Consider the following 25,331-nt stretch of genomic DNA (forward strand, 5'->3'; position numbering starts at 1 on the left):
CTATGGCTGATCCCCGCTTTTTTACCGTTGCGGGTCCCTTTACCCTCAGACAACTGGCGGACATCGCTGGTGCCGAGATACCGGACACAGCGGATCCTGAGCAGATTTTTACTGACGTTGCGCCGCTTGATACCGCTGGTACAGGCGATGTCAGCTTTCTGAATAATCGACGCTATATCGGACAGTTCGAAAACAGTGGGGCGGGGGCCTGTATCGCCGAGTCCCGTTTCGCTGCAAAGGCACCTGAGGGCATGGCGCTGTTGCTCACAGACAAGCCTCACAGAGCCTACGCCAAGGTTGCCCAAGCCTTTTATCCCTCGCCCAAACGGCAGGCGGACATTCACCCCTCTGCGGTTATCGATTCCAGCGCCGTCATTGGGGCGGATTGTGAGATTTGCGCGGGCGCCGTAATTGGCGCTTCGGTCGAATTGGGGCAGCGTTGCCGGATCGAGGCGAACGCGGTTATCGAACCCGGCGTGGTGATTGGCGACGACTGCCTGATTGGTGTCGGTGCCTCCCTTAGCCACTGCATGATAGGCCAGGGTTGCAAAGTACATCCCGGCGTGCGGATCGGGACGCGTGGATTCGGATTCGCGATGGATCCGGAGGGTTATGAGGACGTACCCCAACTTGGCCGCGTAATTATCGAAAATGACGTTGAAATCGGAGCGAATTCAACAATTGACCGGGGTGCGGGACCGGATACGGTCATAGGCACCGGCACAAAGATTGATAATCTTGTACAAATCGGGCACAACGTGCGCCTCGGGCGCGGGTGTGTGCTGGTTGCACAAGCTGGCATGGCCGGCAGTTCCGAGCTTGAGGATTTTGTCGTCATTGCGGCAGGATCGGGTGTGAACGGTCACACGAAAGTCGGTAAGGGCGCGCAGGTAGCCGGTAAGTCCGCGGTTATGCGGGATGTTCCACCCGGGCATACGGTTGGTGGCATTCCAGCAATACCGCTTAAGGATTACTTCCGTCTCGTGACGATGTGGCAGCGCCAATTAAAAGAAAAAGGCCAAAGAGGGAAGGTCGATGAGTGAGCTTGAAGTGGCCCGGCCTGCGGTCAGGTCAGCCGACATCATGCGGATTATGGAACTGATTCCGCATCGTTATCCGTTTTTGCTGATTGATCGTGTCGAAGAGATCGTTGTTGGTGAAAGTGCGGTCGGCGTTAAAAACGTTACGATCAATGAACAGTTCTTTCAGGGACATTTCCCGCGACAGCCGGTTATGCCAGGTGTTCTGATCGTCGAAGCCATGGCACAGACGGCTGCCGTTCTCGTCGTCGAAACGCTCGACGGCGAAGCAGCTGGGAAGCTGGTTTATTTCATGACGATCGACTCGGCCAGGTTCCGCAAACCAGTCGTGCCCGGGGCGACGATCAAGATCCACGTTGTAAAGGAACGGAACCGCAGAAACGTGTGGAAGTTCCGCGGAGAAGCCCGTGTCGAGGGTGCTTTGGTTGCCGAAGCAAAATTCTCCGCCATGATCATGGATGATTGATGGCTGAAGTTCATTCCTCATCGGTGGTTGCACCAGAGGCTGTCCTGGCCGATACGGTCAAGATCGGTCCCTTCTGCGTGGTGGGGCCTAGTGTCGAGCTCGGGGAAGACGTTGTGCTTCACAGCCACGTTGTGGTTGAGGGACGCACGAGCATCGGCGCGCGGACACAAATCTTTCCCTTCGCGTCGATCGGGCATCAGCCGCAAGACCTCAAGTTCGGTGGCGAAGAGTCGACCGTCTCGATCGGGAGTGACAATATCATCCGCGAACATGTTACCATCAATCCGGGTACCAAGGGCGGTCATATGAAGACCGTCGTGGGAAACGGTTGTATGTTGATGGTTGGCGCCCATGTTGCACACGATTGTATTCTTGGCGATCACGTTATCCTGGTGAACAACGCGACTCTCGGCGGACACGTCGTGATCGGCGAAAACACCATTGTCGGCGGTTTGGCTGCGATCCATCAGTTTGTGCGTGTCGGCCGGGATGCCATGATCGGTGGCATGTCGGGTGTTGAGAATGACGTTATTCCTTACGGCATGGTGACGGGTGAACGTGCAAGCCTCAATGGTCTGAACCTGATCGGCATGAAGCGTCGAGGCCACGAGCGAAGCGCCATCGTAGAGCTCCAGGATGCTTACAAAAAACTCTTCTCAGAGACGGGTAACTTTGCCGACCGGCTCGACGAATTCAACGCCGATGAAAGCGACAGCGCACCGGTGCGCGATGTATTGACCTTCATACAAGGCGAGTCTTCTCGCGGACTCCTTCACCCGAAGAAAAAGTAGCGGCATGGCACCTAAGCTCGGCATCTTGGCTGGCTCAGGCGAGCTGCCGGTCCGTATTCGTAATCACTGCCATATGCAGGGGCGCGAGGTCTTCGTCGTTGCGTTCAACGGCCATACAAACCCGGAGGTTGTTGATGGGGTCGAGCACGTCTGGACCCGGCTTGGCGGTGCCTATTCGGCACTAAAACCGCTTCGCGATGCCGGTGTCAGCGAGTTGGTCATGGCGGGCGCCGTCCAGCGCCCGAGCCTCGGTGATCTTCGCCCTGATTTCCAGGCTCTCAAGTTTTTGACCAAGATCGGCTCCGCAGGCCTCGGTGATGACGGCATGCTGAAGGCGATCATCAGCTATCTCGAAAACGAGGGTTTTCGGGTCGTCGGGATCGACGATGTCCTGGGCGATATCCTGGCGACCGACGGCGTCATTAGCCGTATCGAGCCAGATGAGGAGGCTTTGGCGGACATTGACCGCGGTGTCGCCGTAGCGCGTGCACTCGGCGCGCAGGATGTAGGACAGTCGGTGATCGTCCAACAAGGTTTTATCCTGGGCGTGGAGGCGGTTGAAGGCACAGATGCCTTGATCGCCCGCTGTGCAAAACTGCGCCGATCCGGTTCGGGCGGCGTGCTGGTAAAGGTTAAGAAACCGCAGCAGGAGCGCCGCGCGGACTTGCCGACGATCGGGACAGTGACGGTTCGAAATGCAGCGGAAAGCGGACTTCGCGGAATTGCCGTCGAAGCCGGCGGATCTCTGATCGTCGACCGGGATGCTGTCCGGGCCGCAGCGGATGAAAGCGGTATTTTCGTGGTTGGCATCGAGGTGCCGCAATGACGACGCCGGTCCTGACCGGTGCCGGCCAGGACACCGGACCGGTTTCAAATCCAGATACGGGCCCAGATTCGGGCCCAGATTCAGGCCCGGATGCAGGGCACGACGTGGCCACTGGCTCAATGCCGCTGATTTACCTGGTGGCGGGCGAACCTTCAGGCGATCTGCTTGGTGCGCGGCTGATGTCAGCGATCGACGACTTGACCGAGGGGCAAGTGCGTTTTGCGGGTGTTGGCGGGCCGAACATGGTGGCGCGCGGACTTAAAACCCTATTTCCGATCGACGAGCTCGCAGTCATGGGGATTGTCGAAATTCTGCCCCATGCCCTTAAGATTTTTCGCCGGATCAAACAGACTCGGGCCGCTGTGTTGCGTGATCGCCCGGCCGTCCTGGTGACAATCGATTCGCCCAGCTTCACCCTCGAAATTGCGGAAGGGCTGAAAGGCGAGGGGATCCCGCTGGTCCATTATGTGGCGCCCCAGGTTTGGGCCTGGAAGGCCTGGCGGGCGAAACATGTGGCCAAGTATCTGGATCTGCTTCTCGCACTCCTGCCGTTCGAGCCGCCCTATTTCGAAAAACATGGCCTGAGGACCAAGTTCGTTGGCCATCCGGCAGTCGAAGGCCGAGGCCAAAGCACCGCCGTACAGGCAGACACAGCCGCTACGGATGTGGGCAGCTTTCGTCAGCGCTACGGGATAGCTGAGAACGCCCGCGTGGTTTGTGTACTCCCTGGCAGCCGTAAAGGCGAGGTATCGCGTCTGAGCAAGGTGTTTGGCGAGGGCCTGGAACAGTTGGCTGAACAGGTTCCGCATCTCCATGCGGTGGTGCCGACTGTCTCCAATGTTGCGGCCCTGGCGCGCGAGCAGACCGCAGCTTGGCAGATTCCGGTGACGGTGGTTGAAGGCTTCGCCGAGAAGCACGATGCGTTTCAGGAGAGCGAAGCGGCCCTGGCTGCCTCCGGAACGGTCGCCGTGGAACTGGCCGTTGCAGGCGTGCCGACCGTCATCGGTTATCGGGCAAACGCAATCACTGCCTGGCTGGCGCCGTATATTCTGAAGATCAAGTATGTCAGCCTGCCGAATCTGTTGCTGGATCGTCAAATAGTGCCTGAGCTCCTGCAGGGCAGCTTGACCCCGCAAAGCATTGCGTCAAACCTGTCAGCATTGATGGAAGGCGGCGATCAGCGGCAGCGCCAACTGGATGAATTTCAAAAGGTGGTGGGCGTGCTGACTCCGGACGGCGAAAGTCCGAGCATGGTTGCAGCGCGCCAGATCCTTGCCCAGATAAAACACCTACCAGCAACCGGCCGCTAAGCGAAGCGACCGAACAGGGGAGAGCCCAGCATGTCGGATAATTTCAAGTTTCTACACACCATGATCCGGGTGAAGGATCTGGATAAATCGATCGATTTCTACACCCGGCATTTGGGTATGAACTTGATCCGCAGAAACGACTACCCCAGCGGCGAGTTCACGCTGGCCTTTGTCGGTTACGGCGACGAGACCGATCACACAGTGATCGAACTGACCCATAACTGGGGACAGGAGGAGCCCTACGATTTGGGGAGCGGCTTCGGCCATTTGGCAATCGGTGTGCCCGATATCTACAGCACCTGCGAAGGGCTCGAAAAAGAGGGCGTAAACATCCCACGTCCACCGGGACCAATGAAGCACGGCGGTAGCGTAATCGCCTTCATCGAAGATCCGGATGGATACAAAGTTGAATTGATCGAGAAAAAGTAACGAAAAAGGGCGCCGGAAAATTCCAGCGCCCTTTTTCTATCCTATAACCGGTTCGGTTGAATTTTACGAGCGGTCGCTCAGGTTCGGGTATTTACGTCCGGTGTTTCCGGTGTAGAGCTGACGTGGGCGGCTGATCTTCTGGTTCGGATCCTCGATCATTTCCTTCCACTGGGCGACCCAGCCGACCGTGCGCGCCAGGGCGAAGAGAACGGTGAACATCGAGGTCGGAAAGTTCATCGCCTTCAGAATGATGCCTGAGTAGAAGTCGACGTTCGGGAACAGCTTCTTTTCGGCAAAATAGGGATCGCTCAGGGCTACCTTCTCCAACTCCATCGCGAGTTCGAGCAAGGGATCTTCGACACCCAGCTCGGCCAGAACTTCGTGACAGGACGTCCGCATGACGGCGGCGCGCGGGTCGTAGTTCTTATAGACGCGGTGACCGAAGCCCATCAGGCGGAAAGGATCGTCCTTGTCCTTGGCACGTTGGATGAACTCGGGAATCCGGTCCTTATGGCCGATTTCCTGCAGCATCTTGAGCACTGCTTCGTTGGCACCGCCGTGCGCAGGGCCCCAAAGCGAAGCAATACCCGCCGCAATGCAGGCGAAGGGATTCGCGCCGCTCGATCCTGCGATCCGGACCGTCGAAGTCGAGGCGTTCTGTTCATGGTCGGCGTGGAGAATGAAAATCCGGTCCATGGCGCGGGCCAGCACGGGATTGACCACATAATCTTCAGCCGGAACCGAAAAGGTCATCATCAGGAAGTTTTCGGCGTAGTTCAGATTGTTGCGCGGATAGACGAAAGGCTGACCGACGGAATACTTGTAGGCGTTGGCAGCAATGGTTGGCATCTTTGCGATAAGCCGGTGCGACGCGACCATCCGCTGATGCGGATCGCTGATGTCGGTTGAATCGTGATAGAAGGCGGACATGGCGCCAACCACGCCGACCATGATTGCCATGGGATGCGAATCCCGGCGGAAACCACGGAAAAAATTCATCATCTGCTCGTGCAGCATGGTGTGGTAAGTGATTGAATTCTCGAAAGTCTTTTTCTCTGCGACGTTCGGCAATTCACCATGCAGCAACAGATAGCAGACTTCCATGAAGTCACTCTTTTCGGCCAATTCCTCAATGGAATAGCCGCGGTGCATCAGAATGCCTTCTTCTCCATCGATGTAGGTGATCTTGGATTCACAGCTGCCCGTTGAGGTAAAGCCTGGATCGTAGGTAAAGCAATCTGTCTGTGCATAAAGCTTTCTGACATCGATGACGGATGGTCCTGCCGTCCCTTCCAATACCGGCAGATCCCAGGATTGGTTGCTGCTGTTATCGGTGAGGGTGAAGCCTTTGGTGTTTGCGTTGGTATCTGTCATCGCACCGTCCCTTCTACATCGCATTCGTCTAGATTCGACGCGGAGCATAGATTCCGAAAGCTTATCAATCAATTACCGTTGTGCTGCATCGCAAAAATAGGCGTTAACCATCTATAATTGCTCGGAGATTCTTGCGATGCATTCCGCCTTTCCGAGGATTGACATGACCTCGAAGATACCCGGAGATACATTAGAGCCGGTGACGGACGCACGTAGGGGTTGAGCGATGTTGCCAAGCTTTTCGTCGGTTGATTCGGCAAAGTCGTGAACGGCTTGCTCTATCGTCCCGTCGTTCCAGGTTTCGATGCCTTCAAGACGAGGCAGGACAGCGGCAAGCCGTGCTTTGGCCTCGTCGGAAAGAATCTTTTGGGCCTTGGCGTTGACCAGCAAGGGGCGTTGATTGGTATAAACGCGTGCGGAATCAACCAGTTCAACCATGGTTTTTGCCCGAACTTTCAAGCCGTCGATCCCCCGGCGCAGATGATCTGCCGCGATATCGCTTGGCGCTTGCCCGTCTTCAACCGTCATGCGTTCGCATACCAGCGCAGTGAGGCGCTCGCCGTCGGCCTCGCGCAGATAGTGACCATTCAGGTTCGCGAGCTTCGTGAAATCGAATCGGGATGCGGATTTGCCGACACCGTCGAGGTCGAACCATCCGATCGCCTGCGCAATCGAGATAATCTCGTCGTCGCCGTGCCCCCAACCCAATCGGAGAAGGTAGTTAAGCAATGCTTCCGGCAGGTATCCCATGTCGCGGTAAGCCTCGACACCCAGGGCGCCGTGACGTTTCGAGAGTTTCGCGCCGTCAGGACCGTGAATCAGTGGGATGTGCGCAAAAGCCGGCACGTCCCAGCCAAAGGCCTGGTACAACTGGTATTGCCTAAAAGCGTTGGTCAGGTGGTCATCACCGCGAATCACATGGGTTACGCCCATATCGTGATCGTCGACCACGACGGACAGCATATAGGTCGGGGTGCCGTCGGCGCGCAGCAGGACCATATCGTCAAGCTGATCGTTGCCCACGGTCACTTCGCCCTGAACGAGATCTGTTATGACCGTGCTGCCGTCTCGCGGCATTTTAAGGCGTACTACGGGCGCGATATCATCGGGAGCCTCGGAAGGGTCGCGATCACGCCAACGGCCGTCGTAGCGCATGGGCCGGCCCTCTGCGCGGGCGGCCTGACGCATGGCGTCGAGTTCTTCGGGGCTGCAATAGCAGTGATAGGCCTTGCCCTGCGCAAGCAGCTCTCCGACCAGCGCTGCATGGTGTCCGGCGCCTTTCGATTGATAGACAACGTCTCCATCCCAATAGAGGCCGAGCCAGTCGAGCCCGTCCAGAATCGCGTCGATCGCTTCGCTGGTGGAGCGTTTCCGGTCGGTGTCCTCGATTCTCAAGCGATAGCTGCCGCCATGATGCTTGGCGAAAAGCCAGTTAAAGAGGGCGGTTCTTGCGCCTCCGATATGCAGGAACCCTGTGGGCGAGGGCGCAAAACGGGTAACGACCGGCGAAGCGGTTTCGGGCATGTTCTTTGTCCAAAAATAGAGTGTCTCGGAGTTTCCCGCGCTCTTTAGCACATCAATTCCGCTGCTGCCATGTTGACGCACGGACGGATGTATCGACGTATTGGGATGTTTCCCCCGGTACCCAGATGCTGGAGCTTGGACAATCGAGAGGTTATAGCTCATGGCAGGGAAGTGAGATGGCTTCAGGTGGCATTAGAAAGCGGTTACTGCAGTGAACCGCGAACTGCTTTTGAAAGCAGCAGACAAATGGCTATGGAAGGGTTTTATGGCGCGTTTCTTTTGCTTTGGCGGGGCGCATTTCGACCGCACGGCGCGCTGCAAAACGACATTTTTGTCTGGCGCGTCAAATCCGGTCGCTGTAACGAGCAGTTTGGGCGGGGCCGCGCTGAACACTGCATTTAACCTCAAGCGGTTAGACGGCGACGTTTCACTGATTTCGATCCTTGGCGATGATGCTGCTGGTGAATCAGTCGCACGGGCTATGAGCAGTCTGGGGTTGGCGCGTGACGGATTGATCTTTCGGGCACATCAGGCGACAGCCACCTATACGGCCATATTGGACCGGGAGGGCAGTCTGGTCGCGGGCCTGGCCGATATGGATATTTACGAAGACGTACTGGCCGCAGAATGTCTTGAAGCCCTCAACGCTCTTCCTCACGTTCCAAAGGCTGGCGACTATGCTTTTTTGGACTGTAACCTCCCCGAGGTCGTCCTTGCGGATCTGACCGAGGGTTTGGGGTGCCTCGGCGTTAAGATCGCGGTTGCGGCAATCTCACCTGCAAAGCTAAGGCGTTTGGTTAGTTCCATGGACAGGATTGATTTTCTCTTTTGTAACATTGCGGAACTTGCTGCCTTGACCGCTCAGGACATCAGCGACGATGCGGCGCTTTCGGAATCGGCGAAGCATATCAGTTCGGAAAGAAACCTGACCTTGTTCGTCACGCGGGGAGCAAAAGGGGTGAAGCTGTTCGATCGGGGGACGCCCGGTGATTATCCAGCTGCTGCGGCGGAAGTGATCGATGTGAATGGCGCCGGTGACGCCTTTGCCGCCGGCACGCTCAGCGCCCTGGCGCGGCAACGGACCTTGGCGCAGGCAATATTCCTGGGGCAAGCGGCGGCCGCATTGACACTGGAGATATCGGGCTCCACGACACCGGGTCTTAGCTGGGACGCCCTTCAGGCGCGGCTCTCCAAGGCATAAGTTACAGATGAAACTGTCAAAAGCACTGAGAGCGAAGGAAGTGCAGTAGAGAGTCGAAAGGCTGCTAAAACGGTTCATTTCCTCTTTCGGTTGATTTACCGCTAAACTAGAGCCAGTTCGGATGGCATCGCCATAGGCGGCCCATCGGCCGGATGTGTTTATGGGGTTTCCTGAGGTTGGCGGAATCGGCGGTAAAGCAGGCTTTCTGGCGGCGGGTGGAGCATATCCGCCTCTTTGCGTCCGCGACTCTGGCTTTAAAAATGCTCTCGCGAACGAACCTCCTGGACCGCCTTCATGCCGAACGGGACCGTTGGGCACTCTGGCTGCCTGTGTTTTTTGGCTGCGGCATCGGTGCCTATTTTTCCCTGCCCATAGAACCGCCGCCCTTGACTGGGCTTGTGCTTTTCGCACCGGCTTTTGCCGCTCTGATCGTCCTGCGAAAATCTCAGTTTTGGGGCGCATTATTCCTGGCTGGCGTCTTTGTTTTACTTGGTTTTTCAATCGCGCAGTGGCGAAGCCACTCACTGAAGGCACCGATCCTCGAGCGCTCCGTTGGTCCTGTTGAGGTTCGCGGGCGCGTGGTTTCGGTCGAGCCCCGCTCGCGCGGCGAACGCCTGGTCCTTGAAAGACCCAAGATCGGCCGGCCGTCTGACGGGCAAACGCCTGCGCGTATTCGCATCACACTCTCAAGCGGTGCCGAAGGCCTTTATCCCGGGGACTGGGTGGTCGGGACAGCGAAGTTGGGTCCGCCACCTGAACCGGCGATGCCGGGCGCATATGACTTTGCACGTGCCGCGTACTTTCAGCGCCTTGGTGGTGTTGGTTTCGCCTATGGGCGATTCGAAAAGCTTTCCGGGGTGACTTCGGACGCAGGCCGGAATGAGGCTGCACTCCCCGGCCGCCTGGCACGCCGCTGGGAGATCTGGTGGGCCGATCTGCGCCATCGCTTGTCTGAGCGTATCGTTGACGCACTGCCAGGCCGCTCTGGCGCCGTTGCAGCGGCTTTGATGACCGGAGAGCGTGGAAGGGTCGCTGAAGGGCATCTCGAGGCCCTCAGGGACGCGGGGCTCGCCCATCTTCTGGCGATTTCAGGCCTCCATATCGGTCTGGTCGCAGCAGGTCTCTTTTTCGGTCTTCGCGGTCTCCTGGCGTTGATACCAGGCCTCGCGTTGAATTATCCGATCAAGAAATGGGCGGCCTTAACCGCTCTGCCGGGTGCCTTTGCCTACCTTATGCTGGTCGGGGCCACGATCCCCGCTCAGCGGGCTTTTCTGATGACCGGCCTGATGCTCTTAGCGGTGCTCCTGGACCGGCGGGCTCTTTCCATGCGCCTGGTTGCCTGGGCGGCTATGGCGACGCTGCTGCTTGCGCCCGAGAGCCTGCTGTCGGTCAGCTTCCAGATGTCATTCGCGGCTGTCACTCTGATGATTGCGGCCTACGAAGGACAGCGGGGCCGGTTTCTAAAGTCGGGTGCAGACTTCTGGAGCTTTGGGAGCCTCGTCCGGTATCTCATTGCTATTGCCGTGACTTCTGCAATTGCAACGGTCGCGACGGCCCCATTCGCGGTCTACCATTTCAATCATCTCGCACTCTACGGCGTTTTCGCCAATGTCGTCGCCGTCCCGATCACTGCTTTTTGGATTATGCCGTCGGCTTTACTGGCGTTTCTCATGATGCCTTTCGGGCTCGAGGCTTTGCCGCTTTGGGTGATGGGGATCGGCATCGAACTGGTGATTGGGACGGCCGAAGGGGTATCTGCCTGGCCGTCGGCGGCGCTAACCGTCTCCGCCATGCCGGACTGGGGGATTATCGCCGCGGCAGCAGGGGGGCTTTGGCTCGCGATCTGGTCGGGAACCTGGCGGTTCCTTGGGGTCATTCCATTGGCCGCGGCTGCTGTGTCGGTTGCGCTCTGGGCACCACCCGACATTCTGGTTTCGGCTGACGCCCGTTTGCTCGCAGTCAGGCTTGCAGACGGATCTATGTGGCGCTCAAACCGTGCAGTGAACCGCTTTGCCGCTGATATCTGGTATCGCCGGGCCGGTATTGATCCAGATTCCGATAGTAAGGGCAGGGCCGATGGAAAGAGCAGGGCAGCCGGCAGCGGTCTGCCGCAATGCGACACCCTGGGATGCATCTTTTACAAGGAATCCACGACCGTGGCCTTGGCCAGGACAGCCGGTGCCATCACGGAAGACTGTGCGTTGGCCGACCTTATGGTCAGCCTCGTTCCGGTACGCATTGACTGCAAACATCCGAAGACCGTCATAGACCGCTTCGATCTATGGCGAAACGGGACCCACGCTATATGGATCAACGACGCTGGCATTCGTGTCGAGACGGTTGCCAAATCGCGTGGCACACGACCGTGGGTCCAGCGCAGAGGCGCAACACAAGCGCGTTAAACTCTCGAAACACCAATCTCGACGAAGTATCAAAAAGACAGGATAAGCGGCTGATCCAAAGGATTATTATCCGATCGCGGATTAGTACCGCCGAAGCAGTCCGACAAGCCGCCCCTGAATCTTTATCCGTTCGGGCGGAAAGATCCTGATTTCATAATTTTTGTTGGCCGGCTCCAACGCGATCGCACCGGATTTCCGGCGGAGGCGTTTTAGCGTGGCTTCTTCGTTATCCACCAGGGCAACCACGATCGCGCCGTTATCTGCCGAGTCCGTTCGCTCGATGATGACGGTGTCGCCGTCGAGAATACCTGCTTCGACCATGGAATCGCCGTCTACTTCCAAGGCGTAGTGTTCGCCGTGACCAAGAATAGTCGAGGGCACATCCACGTAGGTCGAGTAATCGCGAAGGGCTTCAATCGGCGTACCCGCCGCGATGCGTCCATACAGCGGCAGCTGAAGACTGTCCCGTTCTTCCGGTGCGTTCGCGGGGCCATTGCTGGTCGATACGCCCGAGAAACGTCCTTCGATGACACTGGGCGTAAAGCCCGCACTGGGCTGCGGCTGCTTTTCCATATCCTCTGGCAAACGCAGTATTTCGATGGCTCTTGCCCGATGGGCGAGCCTGCGAATAAATCCCCGTTCTTCCAGAGCGGTAATCAAGCGATGAATACCCGACTTGGATTTAAGGTCCAGCGCTTCCTTCATTTCATCGAACGAAGGAGAAACCCCATGTTTAGATAAATGTTCGTGAACGAATATTAGGAGTTGGTGCTGCTTCTTTGTCAGCATGCGAATTATCTCCGAAAAAGTGACCCACAAGATGTAGAACAAAACAAAAACGTCAACACATGTTCTAGTTTAGTTCACGTTTTCGGTCAAGCATTCTGTGGATAAATCTCGTTACAGCTGAGTCCTTAGCGATCTGCATCTGATTCTTGAGATCGATTCGCAGTTCCTATGACCGAATCACCCACCCTGAATCCTACGGATCGATGAGATATCAAGGGGCTGATTCACGTTTTTTACTAGAACTGTAAGAACGGTCAGACATCAGATGATCTGCTCAGATACCGGAAAACTTTCCGCTCAGAGGCAGTATGTCGACTGTAACGCCGCTTTCTAACGCAGCATCATGCGGCTTGCGGACAATCAGGCAGTCCGCGCGGGCCAATGTCGCCAGCATGGAACTGTCCTGCCGGCCAAAGGGCGTCGCCATGCGTCTGCCTTCTCCGTCCAGAGAGATCTTTGCGCGCAGATAGTCCTGCCGACGGTCGTTGGCGGGCAGGTTACTGCCCAGGATGGCAGACTCGAGGGCCAAGGCGTCTTCGGTGATGCCCAGCAGGCAGTCGAGGGCGGTCCGCACAAAGAGGACCGCACAGACCAGACTGGAAACCGGGTTCCCCGGAAGTCCCAGCATGGGGGTTCCGCCGATCTGCCCGAAAATCAGCGGCTTGCCCGGACGCATGGCAATCTTCCAGAAATCGACTTCGAGGCCGCTGTCGCCGAGCCCGGCACGCACCAGGTCGTGGTCGCCAACCGATGCGCCTCCGGAAGTGATCAGCAGGTCGGCGCCGGCAGCGCCTTCAGCGATCGCAGCCAAAGCATCGCGATTGTCCGGAGCGATGCCCAGATTGATGGCCTGACCGCCGCAGGCGGTGACAAAGGCTGAGAGTGACAGACCGTTGGAGCTGACGATCTGGTTCGGCCCTTTAGGATCTCCGGGCATGACAACTTCGTCGCCGGTGGCGAGTACGGCCACACGGGGCCGCCGGCGAACGGCAAGCCAGGGTAGATTCATGGCCGCCGCAAAGCCGACATCCCGCGCCGTGAGGCGCTGCCCGGCATGCAGTCCCACATCGCCGGAACGGAAGTCGAGGCCTGCGGGCCGGACGTAGTTACCTTGAACGGCGGATGCCTTTACCGTGACCTGGTCTTCAGAAGCGTCTGTATCCTCTTGAATTACAATGGAATCACTACCGTGTGGCAAGGGGGCTCCGGTAAAGATCCGCGCTGCCTGACCTGCCTGAATCTCGCCGTCATAAGAGCCGCCGGCAGGCACGCGGGCTGCGATCTCCAGTGTTACAGGGACGCTGGCGACGTCGGCCGCCCGGACCGCATAACCATCCATCGCGGAGACGTCGTGGGGCGGCTGGGTGACCCGGGAGACGGCATCGCTTGCCAGAACCCGACCCAGCGCCTCCGAGACGCTCACCGTTTCGGCAGGTAACGGCTTGAACGCTGCGCGGACACGAGAGAGAGCGTCTTCGACCGACAGCATCACATACCCTCGTAAACGCCGGATTTGCCGCCGGATTTATGCAGCAGCCGGACCTCTGTGATGCGCATGCCGCGATCGACCGCCTTGCACATGTCATAGACGGTAAGACAGGCGACCGAGACTGCGGTCAGAGCCTCCATCTCGACTCCGGTCTGGCCGGAGACCTTGCAGCGCGCGGTGACGTCGACTGCTGATCTTGCCGCGTCGAGACTGAGCTCGAGTTTCACGGAACTGAGCATTAAGGGATGACAGAGAGGAATGAGGTCCGCCGTCCGTTTGGCGCCCATGATGCCTGCGAGCTGGGCGACGGTGAGCACATCGCCTTTCTTGACGTCGCCATCCGCAATTAACGCCAGGGTTTCGGGCTGCATGATTACGGAACCCTTTGCAATCGCAACACGTTCGGTTGTCTCCTTTTCGGAGACGTCGACCATGACGGCGTTTCCATCCGCATCGAAATGCGTAAGTTCGGGCAATTTATCCTCCAGGTTTTTAAAGTGTGCCTGCGCTCTGGGCCTTAACGCCATCGGCCGATGGCGCCGGTTGGTCGAGCAGGGCAGCCGTCGCGGTAGTCACGTCGTCCTGGCGCATCAGGGATTCACCGATCAAAAAGGTCGTCGCCCCGACCTTTGCCATGCGGGCGAGGTCGGCAGCTGCATAGAGGCCGCTCTCCGCAATCAGAAACTTATCCTCGGGGACCCGTGCCGCGAGGGACTCCGTGGTCGCCAAATCGATTTCCAGAGTCTTGAGGTTCCGATTGTTGATGCCAAGCAGTGGCGACCGCAGAGCCAGGGCGCGGTCAAGTTCTTCGCCATTATGGACTTCGACCAGCACGTCCATTTCCAACTCAAGTGCAGCCGATTCGAGCTCGGCGGCCTGTGCATCATCCAGCGCCGCCATAATCAAGAGCACGCAGTCCGCGCCGAGTGCCCTGGATTCGATGATCTGGTAGGGCTCCAGCATGAAATCCTTACGCAGGACGGGCAGGGATACGGCGGCACGGGCCGCCTGGAGGTAACTGTCGTGTCCTTGAAAGTAGGGCTCGTCGGTCAGGATCGAGAGGCAGGTTGCCCCACCCGCTGCATAGGCTTGTGCGAGCAGCGGCGGATCAAAATCCGCCCGGATCAAGCCTTTACTCGGCGAAGCTTTCTTGATTTCGCAGATCAGACCGTATCGTCCAACCTTCGCGCACGCCGCTAAGGCCGCGTGGAAACCGCGAACGGGACCGGCCTGGGCCGCGCTGGCTTCGAGGTCGGACTGCGGAATGCGCTGTTTGCGCTCGGCAATGAAGGCGCGTTTGTCGTCACAGATCCGCCGGAGAACGTCACTCATGCCGCGTGGCCTGAGTTGGTGATCTCGATCAGATCGGCCAGAACCTTTGCAGCGGCGCCACTATCGATGGCTTCTGCGGCCATTTCGACACCCTCCTTGAGGTTAGCGACCTTGTTGGCAACGATCAGCCCGCCGGCCGATCCCAGAAGCACAGCGTCCCGGAACGCGCCGGCCTCGCCGTTCAGCATTGCGCGCAGAGCGGTCGCATTGTGGTCAGCGTCACCGCCGAGCAACCCTTTGAGGTCTCCGCGCGGCAGACCGGCCTCTTCCGGCGTGACCTCGAACGTCCGGATCTCACCGTTATTCAACTCCGCAACACAGGAGACTCCGGTGGTCGAGAGTTCGTCCAGGCCATCGGCGCCATGTACCACCCAGGCTTTTTCGTGACCGAGGCTTTTCAGGACTTTCGCAAGGGGTTCGACCCATTCAGGTGCGAATACACCAATGATCTGATGCTTGATACGGGCTGGGTTGGACAGAGGACCGAGAAGGTTGAAGATGGTGCGGGTGCCGAGCTCAACCCTTGTCGGGCCGACATGGCGCATGGCGGAATGGTGCCGGGGCGCCATCAGGAAGCAGGTGCCCACCTCCCTGAGACTCTTCTCCATCAAGGGCACTTCGGCCTCGATGTTTACGCCGAGGGCGGTCAGCACGTCGGCGGCTCCGCTCTTGGATGAAAGCGCGCGGTTTCCGTGCTTGGCCACGGCAACTCCGCAGGCTGCGATGACAAAAGACGAGGCGGTCGAAATGTTCAGAGTGCCTTTGGCGTCACCGCCCGTCCCACAGGTGTCGATGGCGCCGTCAGGCCCATCCACGGTCAGCATCTTGGCCCGCATGGCCCGAACGGCGCCGGTCAGTTCCTCCACCGTTTCGCCACGCACCCGCAGTGCCATGAGGAAACCGCCCATCTGGGACGGCGTGGCATTTCCCGACATCATGATGCCGAAGGCCGTCTCGGCCTCCAAAGAAGATAGCGGCCGCCCGGTTGCGACTTGGGCGATCAAGCCCTTCAGATCGTTCATATCGCCGTTCATCGGCGCTCTCCCCGTAATCTCGTTGCGGCGTTCATGCAGCCGATTTCGTTATCTTCAGGAAATTGTCGAGTAGCGCGTGTCCGGCCTCCGAAGCGATACTTTCGGGGTGAAACTGGACTCCGTGCAGTGGCAATTCCTGATGGCGCAAGCCCATGACGACGCCGTCCTCTGTACGGGCCGTGACCTGCAGACAGTCGGGAATGCTGTCGGGTTCCAGGGTCAGGGAGTGATAACGCGTTGCGGTCAGGGGCGTAGGAAGCCCCGCAAACACGCTGTCACCTTCATGACTGACCGGACTGAGCTTGCCATGCATGGGTGAGGGCGCGCGCACGACTTTGGCGCCATAGGCCTGGCCGATAGCCTGATGGCCGAGACAGACGCCCAGGATCGGGTAGTTGCCTGCTGCCTTCTCGATCAGTTCGAGGCAGATTCCGGCCCGGTCCGGATCGCAGGGACCCGGTGAAATCACAATTCCCTCGGGCTTTAGCGCCAGCGCTTCCTCTGCAGTCATGCTGTCGTTTCGCCAGACCTCTACCGTCGCGCCGAGTTCGCCGAGAAAGTGATAAAGGTTGTAGGTGAAACTGTCGTAGTTATCGATGAGTAACAGCATTTCAATGACTTATCTGGTGTTATCGCAGGGCTCTCGTGAAGCTTCAGGCCGTTATAGCAGGTTGCGAATGAGCGCGAAAGCGAGGCCGTACATGACTGTAACTGAGCTGGTTATGGCATTTTAATGCGCGGTATTTCCTAATGGATTGGAAAGGCGAATTGCATGTCAATCAGGTTAAACGATCGGCAGCATCTGTTGTTTATTATGGTAAACGTGGCAGGATGCGCATCTTCTTTCTCGGCGTGATCCCGGAGCAGAAACGGAAAGCCTGACTGGTGGCTGGAAAAGCGAAACAAAAGGCAGAAAACGGCCGCGCTGTGCGCTGGCTGAAATACCTGGCGCCTGCGCTTTTGCTGCCGGTTGTCGTGGTTGGCGGGCTTTATGCCGGCGCTATCTTCTTGACCGATCCGGCCGATCAAACTCCATCGGACGCAAAGGAATCCCCGGCGGCTGGGCAGGAAGCGGAGCTTACCGATCGCGGTACGCCGCAGGTGCCCTCCGAAGCAGTTGCGCCGGAGAGGGCAGCGATCCCAGGGAAGAAGACCGATAACGGGCCGCTTAATCTGGATAACCTGCGGATTACCGACACCATTGTTCGCGACGGAAGCGGCGGGGAAGAGAAAGGTTTTCTGCCGGACAACAGTACCTTGCCGACGACCGTTAAGGAAAAACCGAAGGCGGTTGAAGAAACGGTAGTCTCCAAGCCGGCCACGGAACCCACTGTCGCGTCGGGTGTGAATCCGTCCGTTGTTGCCGAAGACGAAACCGAGCCCGTAGCGCCGAAGCAAAAAAATGCAGACGGGGCCGTCCCGCCGCTTTGGCTGAGAAATGCCACGACACCGAAGGCGACCAAGGGGCAACCCATGATCGCCGTGGTGATCGATGACCTCGGCCCGAATTTCAAGAATGCGCACCGTACGATTGCCTTGCCGGCGCCTCTGACCCTGGCGTTCCTTCCCTATGCCAATCACCTGGAGGACCTCACCTCGAAAGCGCAGGCGTCGGGTCATGAATTGTTGCTTCACATGCCGATGGAGCCTGAGGAGAGCAGTCAGAATCCGGGTGAAAACGCACTGCTGACGGGGTTGGAGCCACCGGAGCTAGAGCGACGCTTGACTTGGAGCTTGGATCGCTTTTCTGGCTACGTCGGCCTGAACAACCACATGGGCAGCAAGTTCACCAAGTCGGAACCCGGCATGCGCCTGGTCATGTCGGAGCTTGCCAAGCGCGGCCTGCTGTTTCTGGATTCCCGTACCATCGCCGAGAGCCGGGCCGAGGACGCAGCCGCAGCCTTCATGGTGCCCTTTGCACAGCGGGATATCTTTATCGACAACGATCACCAGAATCTTGGTTCGATCCGGGCACAGCTTACCCGGCTCGAAGAGCTGGCGCGCCGAAAAGGCTATGCCGTGGCGATCGGGCACCCCCACAACGGGACGCTTGAGGTGCTGGAGAAATGGCTGCCGGAGGCCGCGAAAAGGGGCTTCGCATTGGTGCCGATCTCAGAAATTGTCAAACAGCAGCTCCAGCTAGCACGCGCCGGCACTGCTTTATCGACGCCGCAAGCTGGAGACCTGCGTGCCGAACCCTGAACAGGAGGCTTTTTATCTAAGCCGCCTGGAGGCGATCCTGCGCACCGACACTGAGATCTGGCCCAGCCTGAAACTGGCGCGCGCACTCGCTTTGCCTGACTGGCTTATCGCCAGCGGCGCGATCTATCAGACCGTTTGGAACGCTTTAACTGGAAAGCCCGCAGGTTACGGCCTGAAGGATATCGATCTGATCTATTTCGACGGTACCGATGTGAGTTGGGAGGTCGAAGACAAAGCCATCAAACGAGTCGCCGAGGCCTTCGCAGCGGCGGAGATCTCCACGCCGGTCGAGACAAGGAATCAGGCGCGTGTGCATCTTTGGTTCGAGCAGCGCTTCGGTGCGCCGTACGAAGCCTTGAGCAGTTCCGCAGAGAGCCTGACCCGTTATGCCAGCACGACCCATGCAGTCGGGGTTCGGCTGGAGAGAGACGGGCGGATGACCATAGAAGCGCCCTTCGGCCTTACGGACGTCTTCAATCTCGTCCTGCGCCCGAACCCGCATCTGGACAACAAAGGCACCTACGACGAAAAAGCTGCCCGTTGTGCCGAACTCTGGCCGCAGGTGCAGGTGATCCCTTGGCTCTAACCTGCTGAAGCCTCACCGCTTATTGACTGAATGTCACCCGGCCCGTCTGATCCTACTGTTCGCAGGTGGCGGCCGGTTGCGACAGCCGATAGATCCATTGGATCGGAGGCATCAACGAGATTCAAGCGCCGGTAAATCGTGTGTCCGGGTCGGCTACCAGAGTTTCGATGAACTTGGAAAACAGCTCACCTTGAGAATTGATGCGCAGCTTGGAGTATACGTTGCGGCGGTGGATCCGGACTGTTCCGGGAGATATTTCCAGAATACGTCCGACGGCATCAGCCGAATGCCCCTTGAGGGTAAACTCGACGACCTGGCGCTCACGCGGAGTCAGTATGCCCTCGCCGATATTTGAAAAGGCCGCCTCGACACTCTGATGCAACGACGAGTCCGAAACCTCGCTGTCGATGGTCCCGAACAGAGTTGCCAGATTACTCCAGTGGCGTAGGCAACTCGCCTGTACGATAGGCCAGAACTTTTGCAGCTGCCGGAATTCTTTGGCCGAAAAGGTCTTTCCCGAACGCATGAGCGAAATGACGACGAAGGCTTCGCCCGGAAGGGCGATAAAGAACCCGATTTCTTCGGCCAGTCCGGTGCGGGCGTAGTAGCTTCGGAAATACTCCCCCTGAAAGAAACGGTCCGGGGCCAGGTCGCGGATCCGATAGAGGCCTGGCTCAACACGGTTCGCGCAAGCCAGGAAAAAGGGATCGAGGATGTAAGGCCCTTCCTGATAGTCCTCGACGAAGACCTTTCGCTTGCTTTGCGGGAAGTCGTCGAACAGGTCCATCGGGCGCGCTGCGCCGAGGTAGCCGAATATGACCGTGTAATCGAATGGCGCTATGCCCTGACAGGCATTGGACAGATTGGACGCGAAATCATCCGTGCCGATCTTGGAGATCAGGGCGCCCGTCGCCTCAATCCACTTATCCATTCCCATCCTCGCGTATCACAATAGAACTATTAAAAATGTGGTATATACAGCCAAATGGCTTTTCCGTACAATTTTTCCCATACAGATAGTATTCATCGAACTGTAAAAAGATACCCATAAATGAACAGTGCGGGATATGGTTCGGGTGCTGCCCCCAAAAATTCAATGATAATTGCAGAGCTGCGGGGCGTCTCGAAACGGTTCGGTGAGGTCTGCGCAGCAAGTGATCTGAACCTGTCGATCGGAGAGGGTGAATTCCTGTCGTTCCTGGGGCCCTCGGGCTGCGGAAAGACAACTGCATTGCGCATGCTGGCAGGATTCGAAACGCCGACGGAGGGCGATGTCCTGCTTGACGGCGAGGTGGTCAACAATCTCGACGCGCACGTTCGCCCCGTCAACATGGTGTTCCAGCACTACGCACTTTTCCCACATATGACCGTGGCGCAAAACATCGGCTACGGCCTGCGTCAGATCCGGCCCCGCATACCGAAGGCGGCAATCGCGGAGAAAGTCGGTAAAGCCCTCGCGACAGTCCGGCTGGTCGGTCTCGAAGATCGCCGCATCTGGGAACTGTCCGGCGGGCAGCAGCAGCGCGTTGCACTGGCCCGCGCGATCGTGAACGAACCCAAGCTGCTGTTGCTGGACGAACCGATGGCGGCGCTGGACAGAAAGCTGCGCAAGGAGATGCAGATCGAGCTGCAGAACCTGCAACGCCAACTGGGCATTACCTTTGTGCTGGTGACGCATGATCAGGAAGAGGCGCTTTCGATGAGCGACCGGATCTGCATCATGCGCGACGGAAAAATCATTCAGATCGGCAGTCCCCAGGAACTCTATGACCGCCCGCGAAACCGCTATGTGGCCGGGTTTGTGGGGACGTCGAACTTCTTCGATGGCAAGGTTACGGGAGCATCGCAAGACCTGACTTCGGTTTTGCTTCAAAACGGTGCCGAGGTGACCGGCCGAGCCATGGCAGAGGTGAGCGTCGGGCAGGAGATTTGTATCAGCGTGCGCCCTGAGCAGATCAGACTGTGCAGAGACGGCGAAGGGGAATCCGTCGTCGTCTTGAACCGGATCTTCCTTGGCGAACACACCGAATACCTCGTGATGCACGAAACGCTTGGCGAGTTTCTTGTCCTTTCACCAAGACAATCGGAACTGAACGACGGCCCCTTCAATACAGGCGATGCGCTTTCGGCGGCATGGGATGTCAGTGCCGCGCTCGTCCTGGACCGCAATTAAAAAGGTGTCACCAACCCTCAGGGAGAAGAGAAATGGTTAAAAAAAATGACTACATCTCAAAACAGAAATTCATTGATGAGCTCTACCGCTACAAGCGCGGATCCGTCACACGCCGCCACTTTCTGAATGTGACCGGACTAGGCGCTGCAACCGCGGTCCTGGGAACTGCCGTTCCGGGTCTGCGTTCGCGTCCCGCATTCGCCGCGGGCGATATTGGGGACCGGGTCATTCTGGCGACCTGGCCGAATTACCATGACCCGGACAACTTCGATGCCTTCACGGAAGCCACCGGCGCCGCCGTTCAAGTCAACGTTTTCGGCTCCAACGAAGAAATGCTGGCCAAGCTTCAGGCCGGAGGCAGCGGCTGGGACGTCTACGTGCCCACCAACTACACCATCACGACCTATGTCGCAGAAGGCTTGATCGAGCCGTTGGATACCGCCCGCTTACCCAACTACGACGCGTCGGCTTACGACCCTCGTTTTTCGGACGCCGGATCGGTGGACGGGACACTCTATGCCGTGCCCAAAAACTGGGGAACCACGGGCTTTGCCGTCAACACCTCCAAGACCGGTGGCCGCGCAATGAAATCCTGGAAAGACTTCTGGGATATCACGAAAGAGGATTTTTCCGGCCGCACCATGGTGCATGATTACCAGCTGACCACGATTGGCAACGCGCTGAAATACTTCGGGTATTCCTTCAATTCGATCGATGAAAAGGAACTGGCGGAAGCCGAAAAACTTTTGATCGATGCCAAGCCGCATCTCTTTGCTATCTCATCGGACTATCAGCCGTCCATGCGCAACGGCGACGCCTGGATGACCATGTGCTGGACCGGTGACGGCAAACAGCTGAACGTGGATATTCCCGAGATCGACTATGTGCTGGGTGTCGAGGGCGGTGAGCTCTGGAGTGACTACTACGCCATTCCAAAAGGTGCGCCGCATACGGACGCGGCCTATGCGCTGATCAACTTCCTGCTGAATCCGGAAATCAACGCCAAGGAAGTCCTGGCGCATGGCTATCCGTCAGCGGATGCGCACACCAACAAACTGTTGCCGGAAACGCTCCTGAACGATCCGATCCTCTATCCGGCCCAAGAACTGTTGAGTGCGCTGGAGTTTGGCGCTGCGGCGACTCTGACCGATCCGAACCGTGCCGAGTTGATGGCGCGCTTCAAGTCGGCCTGATCAAGAGACGGATGAGAACACCGTGACTCACGGAACACGCAACCTGTTGCTCCTGGCACCTGCCGGCACCTGGTTTCTGGTAATGCTCTTATTGCCGCTGACGGTTGTTCTCATCTTCAGCTTTGGCGAACGGGGGACGTCCGGCGGCTACGCCCCCGCATTCGTCCTGGATCAATATGCCAACCTTCCGGCACGCTGGACGGCGTTCAAAAACACCCTGACGCTGGCGCCGATCGGCACGCTGGCGTCTCTGGTGATAGCCTACCCCTTGGCCTATTACCTTGCCGTCAAGGTCGATCCGAAATGGAAAACGACCCTGCTTGTGCTGGTGATCGTGCCGTTCTGGACGTCCATCCTGATTCGCAGTTACGCATGGATATTCCTGTTGGGCGGGCGCGGGTTACCCGCTCTGCTGGACTGGGTCGGTATTGAGGATGTCCGTCTGATCAACACGCCCTTTTCCGTACTTGTCGGGATTATCTACGGTTACCTGCCGCTCATGGTGTTCCCGATCTTCGTCAGCCTTGACCGGCTTGATAAACGTCTGCTCGAGGCTTCATCGGACCTTGGGGCAAAACCCTGGCGCACCTTCCTGCAAGTCACCTTGCCGCTGTCGGTCCCCGGTGTCGCGACAGGCTGTATGCTGGTCTTCATTCTGCTGATGGGTGAATTCCTGATCCCGGCGCTGTTGGGCGGCGGTAAGGTTTTCTTCGTCGGCAATGCCCTGGTCGATCTGTTCCTGCAATCCCGTAACTGGGCCTATGGTTCGGCGGTCGCCGTCGCCCTTGTGGTGGTCATGCTGATCACCGTCACCATCTACATGCGGTTTATCAATCGTCTCGGCGTAAACCGTGAAGACGTTTCGATGGTGTAGGGGGGAACCGATGAAGCTCTACGCCGTTTTCGTCTATCTGTTCCTCTATATTCCTGTGGGCGTCATCGCGCTGTTCAGTTTCAACGCCGGCCGTCACGCGAGCCAGCTGCAGGGGTTTTCTCCGAAATGGTACGGCAAGGCCCTGTCCAATCCCTTCGTGATGGATGCCCTGGAAACCAGTCTGATCGTCGCCTTCGTGTCCGCGTTTTTGGCGAGCCTTTTCGGCACGATGGCGGCCGTGGCGCTGCAGGGCATCAAGGGACCGCTGCGCAAAACCTTTGATTTGCTGATCTACGTGGCCGTCATGATTCCGGGGATCGTCATTGGAATCGCAACGCTGATCGGCCTGGTGACGGTCTTCGATCTTTTGAACCCGTTGCTCGCCGCTCTCTGGCCGGACGGTGCCACTCCGCCCAGTCTCCACATGGGGATGGGTTCGCTGATCGCCGCGCATGCCATGTTCCTGATGGCCCTTGTGATCATCATCGTCCGGGCGCGTCTCGCGGGCATGGACCGATCGCTGACCGAAGCATCTTCGGATCTTTACGCCACACCATTCGGAACTTTTCGGCAGGTGACCCTGCCGCTGATCTTTCCGGCGGTTCTGGCCGGATTTTTGCTGTGTTTCACCTTCAGCTTTGACGACTTCATCATCGCCTTCTTCGTCGCAGGTTCCGAAACGACGCTCCCAATCTATGTGTTCTCATCGATACGACGCGGTGTGACGCCCGAAATCAACGCGATCGGCACCATGGTTCTGGCCGTGTCGCTTGTCACCCTTGCCATGGCCCAAATCCTTCTACGCCGTGGGGGACGTACACCCAAATGAACCTCGCGCAAACCGGACTCAAACATGGCTTCGGTCCCCTGTTGCAGGGCAAGGTCGCGCTCGTGACCGGCGCCGGATCGGGTATCGGACGGGCAGGGGCGATGGCAATGGCCAGAGAGGGAGCACAGGTCGTGGTTACCGATCTGGACGGCGCAAAGGCCGCTTTAGTTGCCGGTGAGCTGATCGGTGAAGGTCACGGTGCGGTTTCGGAGGGCCTGGACGTCACCGACGATGCTGCAATGCGTGCTGTCGTCGACCGTACGGTCGAAACTCTGGGACGTCTGGATATTCTGCACTCCCATGCCGGCTATCAGGCCGAAGGTGACCTTGAACAGGTTTCACTGGAGGATATGGATAGGTCTTGGCTGATAAATGTTCGATCGCATTTCATCGCGGCCCGCGCGGCTGTCGGGCATATGAAAGCCCGAGGCGGGGGCAGCATCATCATCACCTCGTCCAATTCGGGCGTGCAGTACGACCGGGAGATGATTGCCTACGCCACGACCAAGCACGCGACCGTGGCAATGACCCGACAGATGGCCGCCGATTACGCCAAGTACAACGTCCGGTTCAACACGCTCTGTCCCGGCTTCATTGACACACCGTTCAATGCGGGCTTCGAAAAGCAGATGGGCGGACGGGACGGTCTTGAAAATTACATCGCACAGAGCATTCCCATGGGGCGGTTCGGCACCACGGATGAGATCGCGAATTCGATTCTGTTCCTGGCATCGGACATGTCGTCCTTCATGACCGGGCATGCACTGGTCATCGACGGCGGGGAATGCATTTGATCCAGTAGGAACCCGTGTGTTCAAACGGACGTATGATTCAACCTTCAAAAGTTCCCGCAGATTATGCCGCAGTTTTTTTTGAGGCATGTCGCAACAGACCGGCACACGATGCCGCAGAGAATCAAAGCTGGAGCCGTTTGCGTTTCGGTTCCTTCACGAAAAACGCAAATTTTCCCGCAAAATTAACGGCTGCAGCGCAACCTGCAGACGTCAATCCAGTTTGTGGCCGAAGGCGCGCATGGCCTTGTCGCGATGCTGCAGTTCTTCTTTTGCCGCACCGACAGTTTCGACCATCCGAAGTTTGCCTTTCCGGTCGCGCAGGCGCGTGAACTGTTTCAATTCCCGGACTTTCGCTCTCATAGCGCCGCGTTCGCGGCCGGTCAGCCTTTGAAGATCTTCCGTCATATCCGTCGTCCTTGAGTCTGATCGCCTTTCACTGATCCAGTGAGAGGCGCGAATCAGCCTCTCTGATCAATTAATTAGAGGACGAATCACGTCCTTGATTGTTTCAATCAAGGACGATCGCGCTCTTAGCAATTTGTCCGACTTGCTGACCAGGAGTTTACACCCCTTTGGGCTTCGCGCCTTGAGACAAATCAATCACGCTTGTCCAGTTTTTGGGTTCAAGCGATCATTGACAGTGATTGTGGATGTGATTGAACAGACGAGGGCG

At 58.0% G+C, this 25,331-nt stretch carries 25 protein-coding genes; 15 read left to right on the forward strand and 10 right to left on the reverse strand.

Annotated elements, in window-relative coordinates; all coding sequences use genetic code 11:
- Positions 1 to 2 precede the first annotated feature (2 nt).
- Genes lpxD through gloA form a run of 6 tightly spaced genes read left to right on the forward strand, consistent with a single transcriptional unit; the run spans position 3 to position 4,862 of the window.
- The gene (lpxD, locus tag QMZ18_RS20540) at positions 3 to 1,043 is read left to right on the forward strand and encodes a UDP-3-O-(3-hydroxymyristoyl)glucosamine N-acyltransferase (protein ID WP_282608216.1); all 1,041 of its coding nucleotides are present in this window, start codon (positions 3 to 5) and stop codon (positions 1,041 to 1,043) included.
- Complete coding sequence (fabZ, locus tag QMZ18_RS20545) at positions 1,036 to 1,506, forward strand: 3-hydroxyacyl-ACP dehydratase FabZ (protein WP_282608217.1); 471 nt, start codon at positions 1,036 to 1,038, stop codon at positions 1,504 to 1,506. Before lpxD ends, fabZ begins: the two co-directional genes overlap by 8 nt.
- Positions 1,506 to 2,297, forward strand: a complete 792-nt coding sequence (lpxA, locus tag QMZ18_RS20550) for an acyl-ACP--UDP-N-acetylglucosamine O-acyltransferase (RefSeq protein ID WP_282608218.1) — start codon at positions 1,506 to 1,508, stop codon at positions 2,295 to 2,297. Before fabZ ends, lpxA begins: the two co-directional genes overlap by 1 nt.
- Before the next feature lie 4 nt (positions 2,298 to 2,301).
- Complete coding sequence (locus QMZ18_RS20555) at positions 2,302 to 3,123, forward strand: LpxI family protein (protein WP_282608219.1); 822 nt, start codon at positions 2,302 to 2,304, stop codon at positions 3,121 to 3,123.
- Positions 3,120 to 4,433: a lipid-A-disaccharide synthase gene (gene lpxB, locus QMZ18_RS20560; protein ID WP_282608220.1), complete on the forward strand. Its 1,314-nt coding sequence runs from the start codon at positions 3,120 to 3,122 to the stop codon at positions 4,431 to 4,433. The genes QMZ18_RS20555 and lpxB overlap by 4 nt, the downstream gene beginning before the upstream one ends.
- 30 nt (positions 4,434 to 4,463) lie before the next feature.
- Positions 4,464 to 4,862, forward strand: a complete 399-nt coding sequence (gene gloA, locus QMZ18_RS20565) for a lactoylglutathione lyase (RefSeq protein WP_282608221.1) — start codon at positions 4,464 to 4,466, stop codon at positions 4,860 to 4,862.
- Positions 4,863 to 4,925: 63 nt separating this feature from the next.
- Here gloA and QMZ18_RS20570 read toward each other — a convergent pair whose 3' ends face one another.
- Both QMZ18_RS20570 and gltX read right to left on the reverse strand, forming a co-directional pair.
- On the reverse strand, positions 4,926 to 6,236 hold the full coding sequence (locus tag QMZ18_RS20570) for a citrate synthase (RefSeq protein WP_282608222.1): 1,311 nt from the start codon (positions 6,234 to 6,236) through the stop codon (positions 4,926 to 4,928).
- A gap of 111 nt (positions 6,237 to 6,347) precedes the next feature.
- Entirely contained in the window at positions 6,348 to 7,760 is a 1,413-nt protein-coding gene (gltX, locus tag QMZ18_RS20575) for a glutamate--tRNA ligase (protein WP_282608223.1), read from the reverse strand.
- A 265-nt stretch (positions 7,761 to 8,025) separates the two neighbouring features.
- On the opposite strand from gltX, the gene QMZ18_RS20580 reads away from it, so the two are divergent.
- Complete coding sequence (locus QMZ18_RS20580; RefSeq protein WP_282608224.1) at positions 8,026 to 8,961, forward strand: carbohydrate kinase family protein; 936 nt, start codon at positions 8,026 to 8,028, stop codon at positions 8,959 to 8,961.
- 176 nt (positions 8,962 to 9,137) lie between these two features.
- Complete coding sequence (locus QMZ18_RS20585) at positions 9,138 to 11,363, forward strand: ComEC/Rec2 family competence protein (protein WP_282608225.1); 2,226 nt, start codon at positions 9,138 to 9,140, stop codon at positions 11,361 to 11,363.
- Between the two features lie 81 nt (positions 11,364 to 11,444).
- Here QMZ18_RS20585 and lexA read toward each other — a convergent pair whose 3' ends face one another.
- The 6 genes from lexA to QMZ18_RS20615 all read right to left on the reverse strand — a co-directional run bounded on the left by lexA (position 11,445) and on the right by QMZ18_RS20615 (position 16,617).
- The gene (gene lexA / locus QMZ18_RS20590; RefSeq protein ID WP_282608226.1) at positions 11,445 to 12,152 is read right to left on the reverse strand and encodes a transcriptional repressor LexA; all 708 of its coding nucleotides are present in this window, start codon (positions 12,150 to 12,152) and stop codon (positions 11,445 to 11,447) included.
- Positions 12,153 to 12,426: 274 nt separating this feature from the next.
- A complete protein-coding gene (gene glp / locus QMZ18_RS20595; RefSeq protein WP_282608227.1) occupies positions 12,427 to 13,641 on the reverse strand; it encodes a gephyrin-like molybdotransferase Glp in 1,215 nt (404 codons plus the stop codon).
- Positions 13,641 to 14,117 (reverse strand): cyclic pyranopterin monophosphate synthase MoaC, encoded by a 477-nt coding sequence (gene moaC / locus QMZ18_RS20600; protein WP_282608228.1) that lies wholly within the window; start codon positions 14,115 to 14,117, stop codon positions 13,641 to 13,643. The genes glp and moaC overlap by 1 nt, the downstream gene beginning before the upstream one ends.
- Positions 14,118 to 14,133: 16 nt before the next feature.
- Entirely contained in the window at positions 14,134 to 14,973 is an 840-nt protein-coding gene (gene trpC / locus QMZ18_RS20605; RefSeq protein WP_282608229.1) for an indole-3-glycerol phosphate synthase TrpC, read from the reverse strand.
- Positions 14,970 to 16,007, reverse strand: a complete 1,038-nt coding sequence (gene trpD / locus QMZ18_RS20610; protein WP_322097249.1) for an anthranilate phosphoribosyltransferase — start codon at positions 16,005 to 16,007, stop codon at positions 14,970 to 14,972. The genes trpC and trpD overlap by 4 nt, the downstream gene beginning before the upstream one ends.
- Before the next feature lie 31 nt (positions 16,008 to 16,038).
- Complete coding sequence (locus QMZ18_RS20615) at positions 16,039 to 16,617, reverse strand: aminodeoxychorismate/anthranilate synthase component II (protein ID WP_282608230.1); 579 nt, start codon at positions 16,615 to 16,617, stop codon at positions 16,039 to 16,041.
- A 275-nt stretch (positions 16,618 to 16,892) separates the two neighbouring features.
- Between QMZ18_RS20615 and QMZ18_RS20620 the strand changes: the two genes are divergently transcribed.
- Both QMZ18_RS20620 and QMZ18_RS20625 read left to right on the forward strand, forming a co-directional pair.
- A complete protein-coding gene (locus QMZ18_RS20620; RefSeq protein WP_282608231.1) occupies positions 16,893 to 18,209 on the forward strand; it encodes a divergent polysaccharide deacetylase family protein in 1,317 nt (438 codons plus the stop codon).
- Positions 18,196 to 18,795: a nucleotidyltransferase family protein gene (locus tag QMZ18_RS20625; protein ID WP_282608232.1), complete on the forward strand. Its 600-nt coding sequence runs from the start codon at positions 18,196 to 18,198 to the stop codon at positions 18,793 to 18,795. Before QMZ18_RS20620 ends, QMZ18_RS20625 begins: the two co-directional genes overlap by 14 nt.
- A 121-nt stretch (positions 18,796 to 18,916) precedes the next feature.
- Here QMZ18_RS20625 and QMZ18_RS20630 read toward each other — a convergent pair whose 3' ends face one another.
- Positions 18,917 to 19,726: a helix-turn-helix transcriptional regulator gene (locus QMZ18_RS20630; RefSeq protein WP_282608233.1), complete on the reverse strand. Its 810-nt coding sequence runs from the start codon at positions 19,724 to 19,726 to the stop codon at positions 18,917 to 18,919.
- Positions 19,727 to 19,846: 120 nt separating this feature from the next.
- Here QMZ18_RS20630 and QMZ18_RS20635 point away from each other — a divergent pair, with 120 nt between their 5' ends.
- From QMZ18_RS20635 to QMZ18_RS20655, 5 genes are read left to right on the forward strand one after another with little or no spacing between them, the layout of a single operon-like run.
- On the forward strand, positions 19,847 to 20,968 hold the full coding sequence (locus QMZ18_RS20635; protein WP_282608234.1) for an ABC transporter ATP-binding protein: 1,122 nt from the start codon (positions 19,847 to 19,849) through the stop codon (positions 20,966 to 20,968).
- A 32-nt stretch (positions 20,969 to 21,000) separates the two neighbouring features.
- On the forward strand, positions 21,001 to 22,161 hold the full coding sequence (locus tag QMZ18_RS20640; RefSeq protein WP_282608235.1) for a PotD/PotF family extracellular solute-binding protein: 1,161 nt from the start codon (positions 21,001 to 21,003) through the stop codon (positions 22,159 to 22,161).
- Positions 22,162 to 22,183: 22 nt separating this feature from the next.
- Positions 22,184 to 23,035, forward strand: a complete 852-nt coding sequence (locus tag QMZ18_RS20645) for an ABC transporter permease (protein ID WP_322097250.1) — start codon at positions 22,184 to 22,186, stop codon at positions 23,033 to 23,035.
- A gap of 10 nt (positions 23,036 to 23,045) precedes the next feature.
- Positions 23,046 to 23,864, forward strand: a complete 819-nt coding sequence (locus tag QMZ18_RS20650) for an ABC transporter permease (protein WP_282608236.1) — start codon at positions 23,046 to 23,048, stop codon at positions 23,862 to 23,864.
- Positions 23,861 to 24,658: an SDR family NAD(P)-dependent oxidoreductase gene (locus QMZ18_RS20655; RefSeq protein WP_282608237.1), complete on the forward strand. Its 798-nt coding sequence runs from the start codon at positions 23,861 to 23,863 to the stop codon at positions 24,656 to 24,658. Before QMZ18_RS20650 ends, QMZ18_RS20655 begins: the two co-directional genes overlap by 4 nt.
- A 210-nt stretch (positions 24,659 to 24,868) precedes the next feature.
- Here the strand turns inward: QMZ18_RS20655 and QMZ18_RS20660 are convergent, their stop codons facing one another.
- Positions 24,869 to 25,063 carry a hypothetical protein gene (locus QMZ18_RS20660; protein ID WP_282608238.1) on the reverse strand — a complete coding sequence of 65 codons (195 nt, stop codon included), beginning with the start codon at positions 25,061 to 25,063 and terminating at the stop codon, positions 24,869 to 24,871.
- Positions 25,064 to 25,331: the final 268 nt, after the last annotated feature.

It is taken from the genome of Pelagibius sp. Alg239-R121 (genome assembly GCF_947331435.1).
In the GTDB taxonomy this organism is placed as follows: Bacteria; Pseudomonadota; Alphaproteobacteria; order Kiloniellales; family Kiloniellaceae; genus Denitrobaculum.

Bases quoted from the DNA above. Each gene is read 5' to 3' on its own strand.
- glp (WP_282608227.1), bottom strand. From the start codon at position 13,641: ATGCTGTCGGTCGAAGACGCTCTCTCTCGTGTCCGCGCAGCGTTCAAG.
- lpxB (WP_282608220.1), top strand. From the start codon at position 3,120: ATGACGACGCCGGTCCTGACCGGTGCCGGCCAGGACACCGGACCGGTT.
- QMZ18_RS20555 (WP_282608219.1), top strand. From the start codon at position 2,302: ATGGCACCTAAGCTCGGCATCTTGGCTGGCTCAGGCGAGCTGCCGGTC.
- trpC (WP_282608229.1), bottom strand. From the start codon at position 14,973: ATGAGTGACGTTCTCCGGCGGATCTGTGACGACAAACGCGCCTTCATT.
- QMZ18_RS20640 (WP_282608235.1), top strand. From the start codon at position 21,001: ATGGTTAAAAAAAATGACTACATCTCAAAACAGAAATTCATTGATGAG.
- gltX (WP_282608223.1), bottom strand. From the start codon at position 7,760: ATGCCCGAAACCGCTTCGCCGGTCGTTACCCGTTTTGCGCCCTCGCCC.
- QMZ18_RS20630 (WP_282608233.1), bottom strand. From the start codon at position 19,726: ATGGATAAGTGGATTGAGGCGACGGGCGCCCTGATCTCCAAGATCGGC.
- QMZ18_RS20655 (WP_282608237.1), top strand. From the start codon at position 23,861: ATGAACCTCGCGCAAACCGGACTCAAACATGGCTTCGGTCCCCTGTTG.
- lpxA (WP_282608218.1), top strand. From the start codon at position 1,506: ATGGCTGAAGTTCATTCCTCATCGGTGGTTGCACCAGAGGCTGTCCTG.
- QMZ18_RS20650 (WP_282608236.1), top strand. From the start codon at position 23,046: ATGAAGCTCTACGCCGTTTTCGTCTATCTGTTCCTCTATATTCCTGTG.
- trpD (WP_322097249.1), bottom strand. From the start codon at position 16,007: ATGAACGGCGATATGAACGATCTGAAGGGCTTGATCGCCCAAGTCGCA.
- lexA (WP_282608226.1), bottom strand. From the start codon at position 12,152: ATGCTGACAAAGAAGCAGCACCAACTCCTAATATTCGTTCACGAACAT.
- gloA (WP_282608221.1), top strand. From the start codon at position 4,464: ATGTCGGATAATTTCAAGTTTCTACACACCATGATCCGGGTGAAGGAT.
- QMZ18_RS20660 (WP_282608238.1), bottom strand. From the start codon at position 25,063: ATGACGGAAGATCTTCAAAGGCTGACCGGCCGCGAACGCGGCGCTATG.
- QMZ18_RS20580 (WP_282608224.1), top strand. From the start codon at position 8,026: ATGGCGCGTTTCTTTTGCTTTGGCGGGGCGCATTTCGACCGCACGGCG.
- QMZ18_RS20570 (WP_282608222.1), bottom strand. From the start codon at position 6,236: ATGACAGATACCAACGCAAACACCAAAGGCTTCACCCTCACCGATAAC.
- lpxD (WP_282608216.1), top strand. From the start codon at position 3: ATGGCTGATCCCCGCTTTTTTACCGTTGCGGGTCCCTTTACCCTCAGA.
- QMZ18_RS20615 (WP_282608230.1), bottom strand. From the start codon at position 16,617: ATGCTGTTACTCATCGATAACTACGACAGTTTCACCTACAACCTTTAT.
- fabZ (WP_282608217.1), top strand. From the start codon at position 1,036: ATGAGTGAGCTTGAAGTGGCCCGGCCTGCGGTCAGGTCAGCCGACATC.
- QMZ18_RS20635 (WP_282608234.1), top strand. From the start codon at position 19,847: ATGAACAGTGCGGGATATGGTTCGGGTGCTGCCCCCAAAAATTCAATG.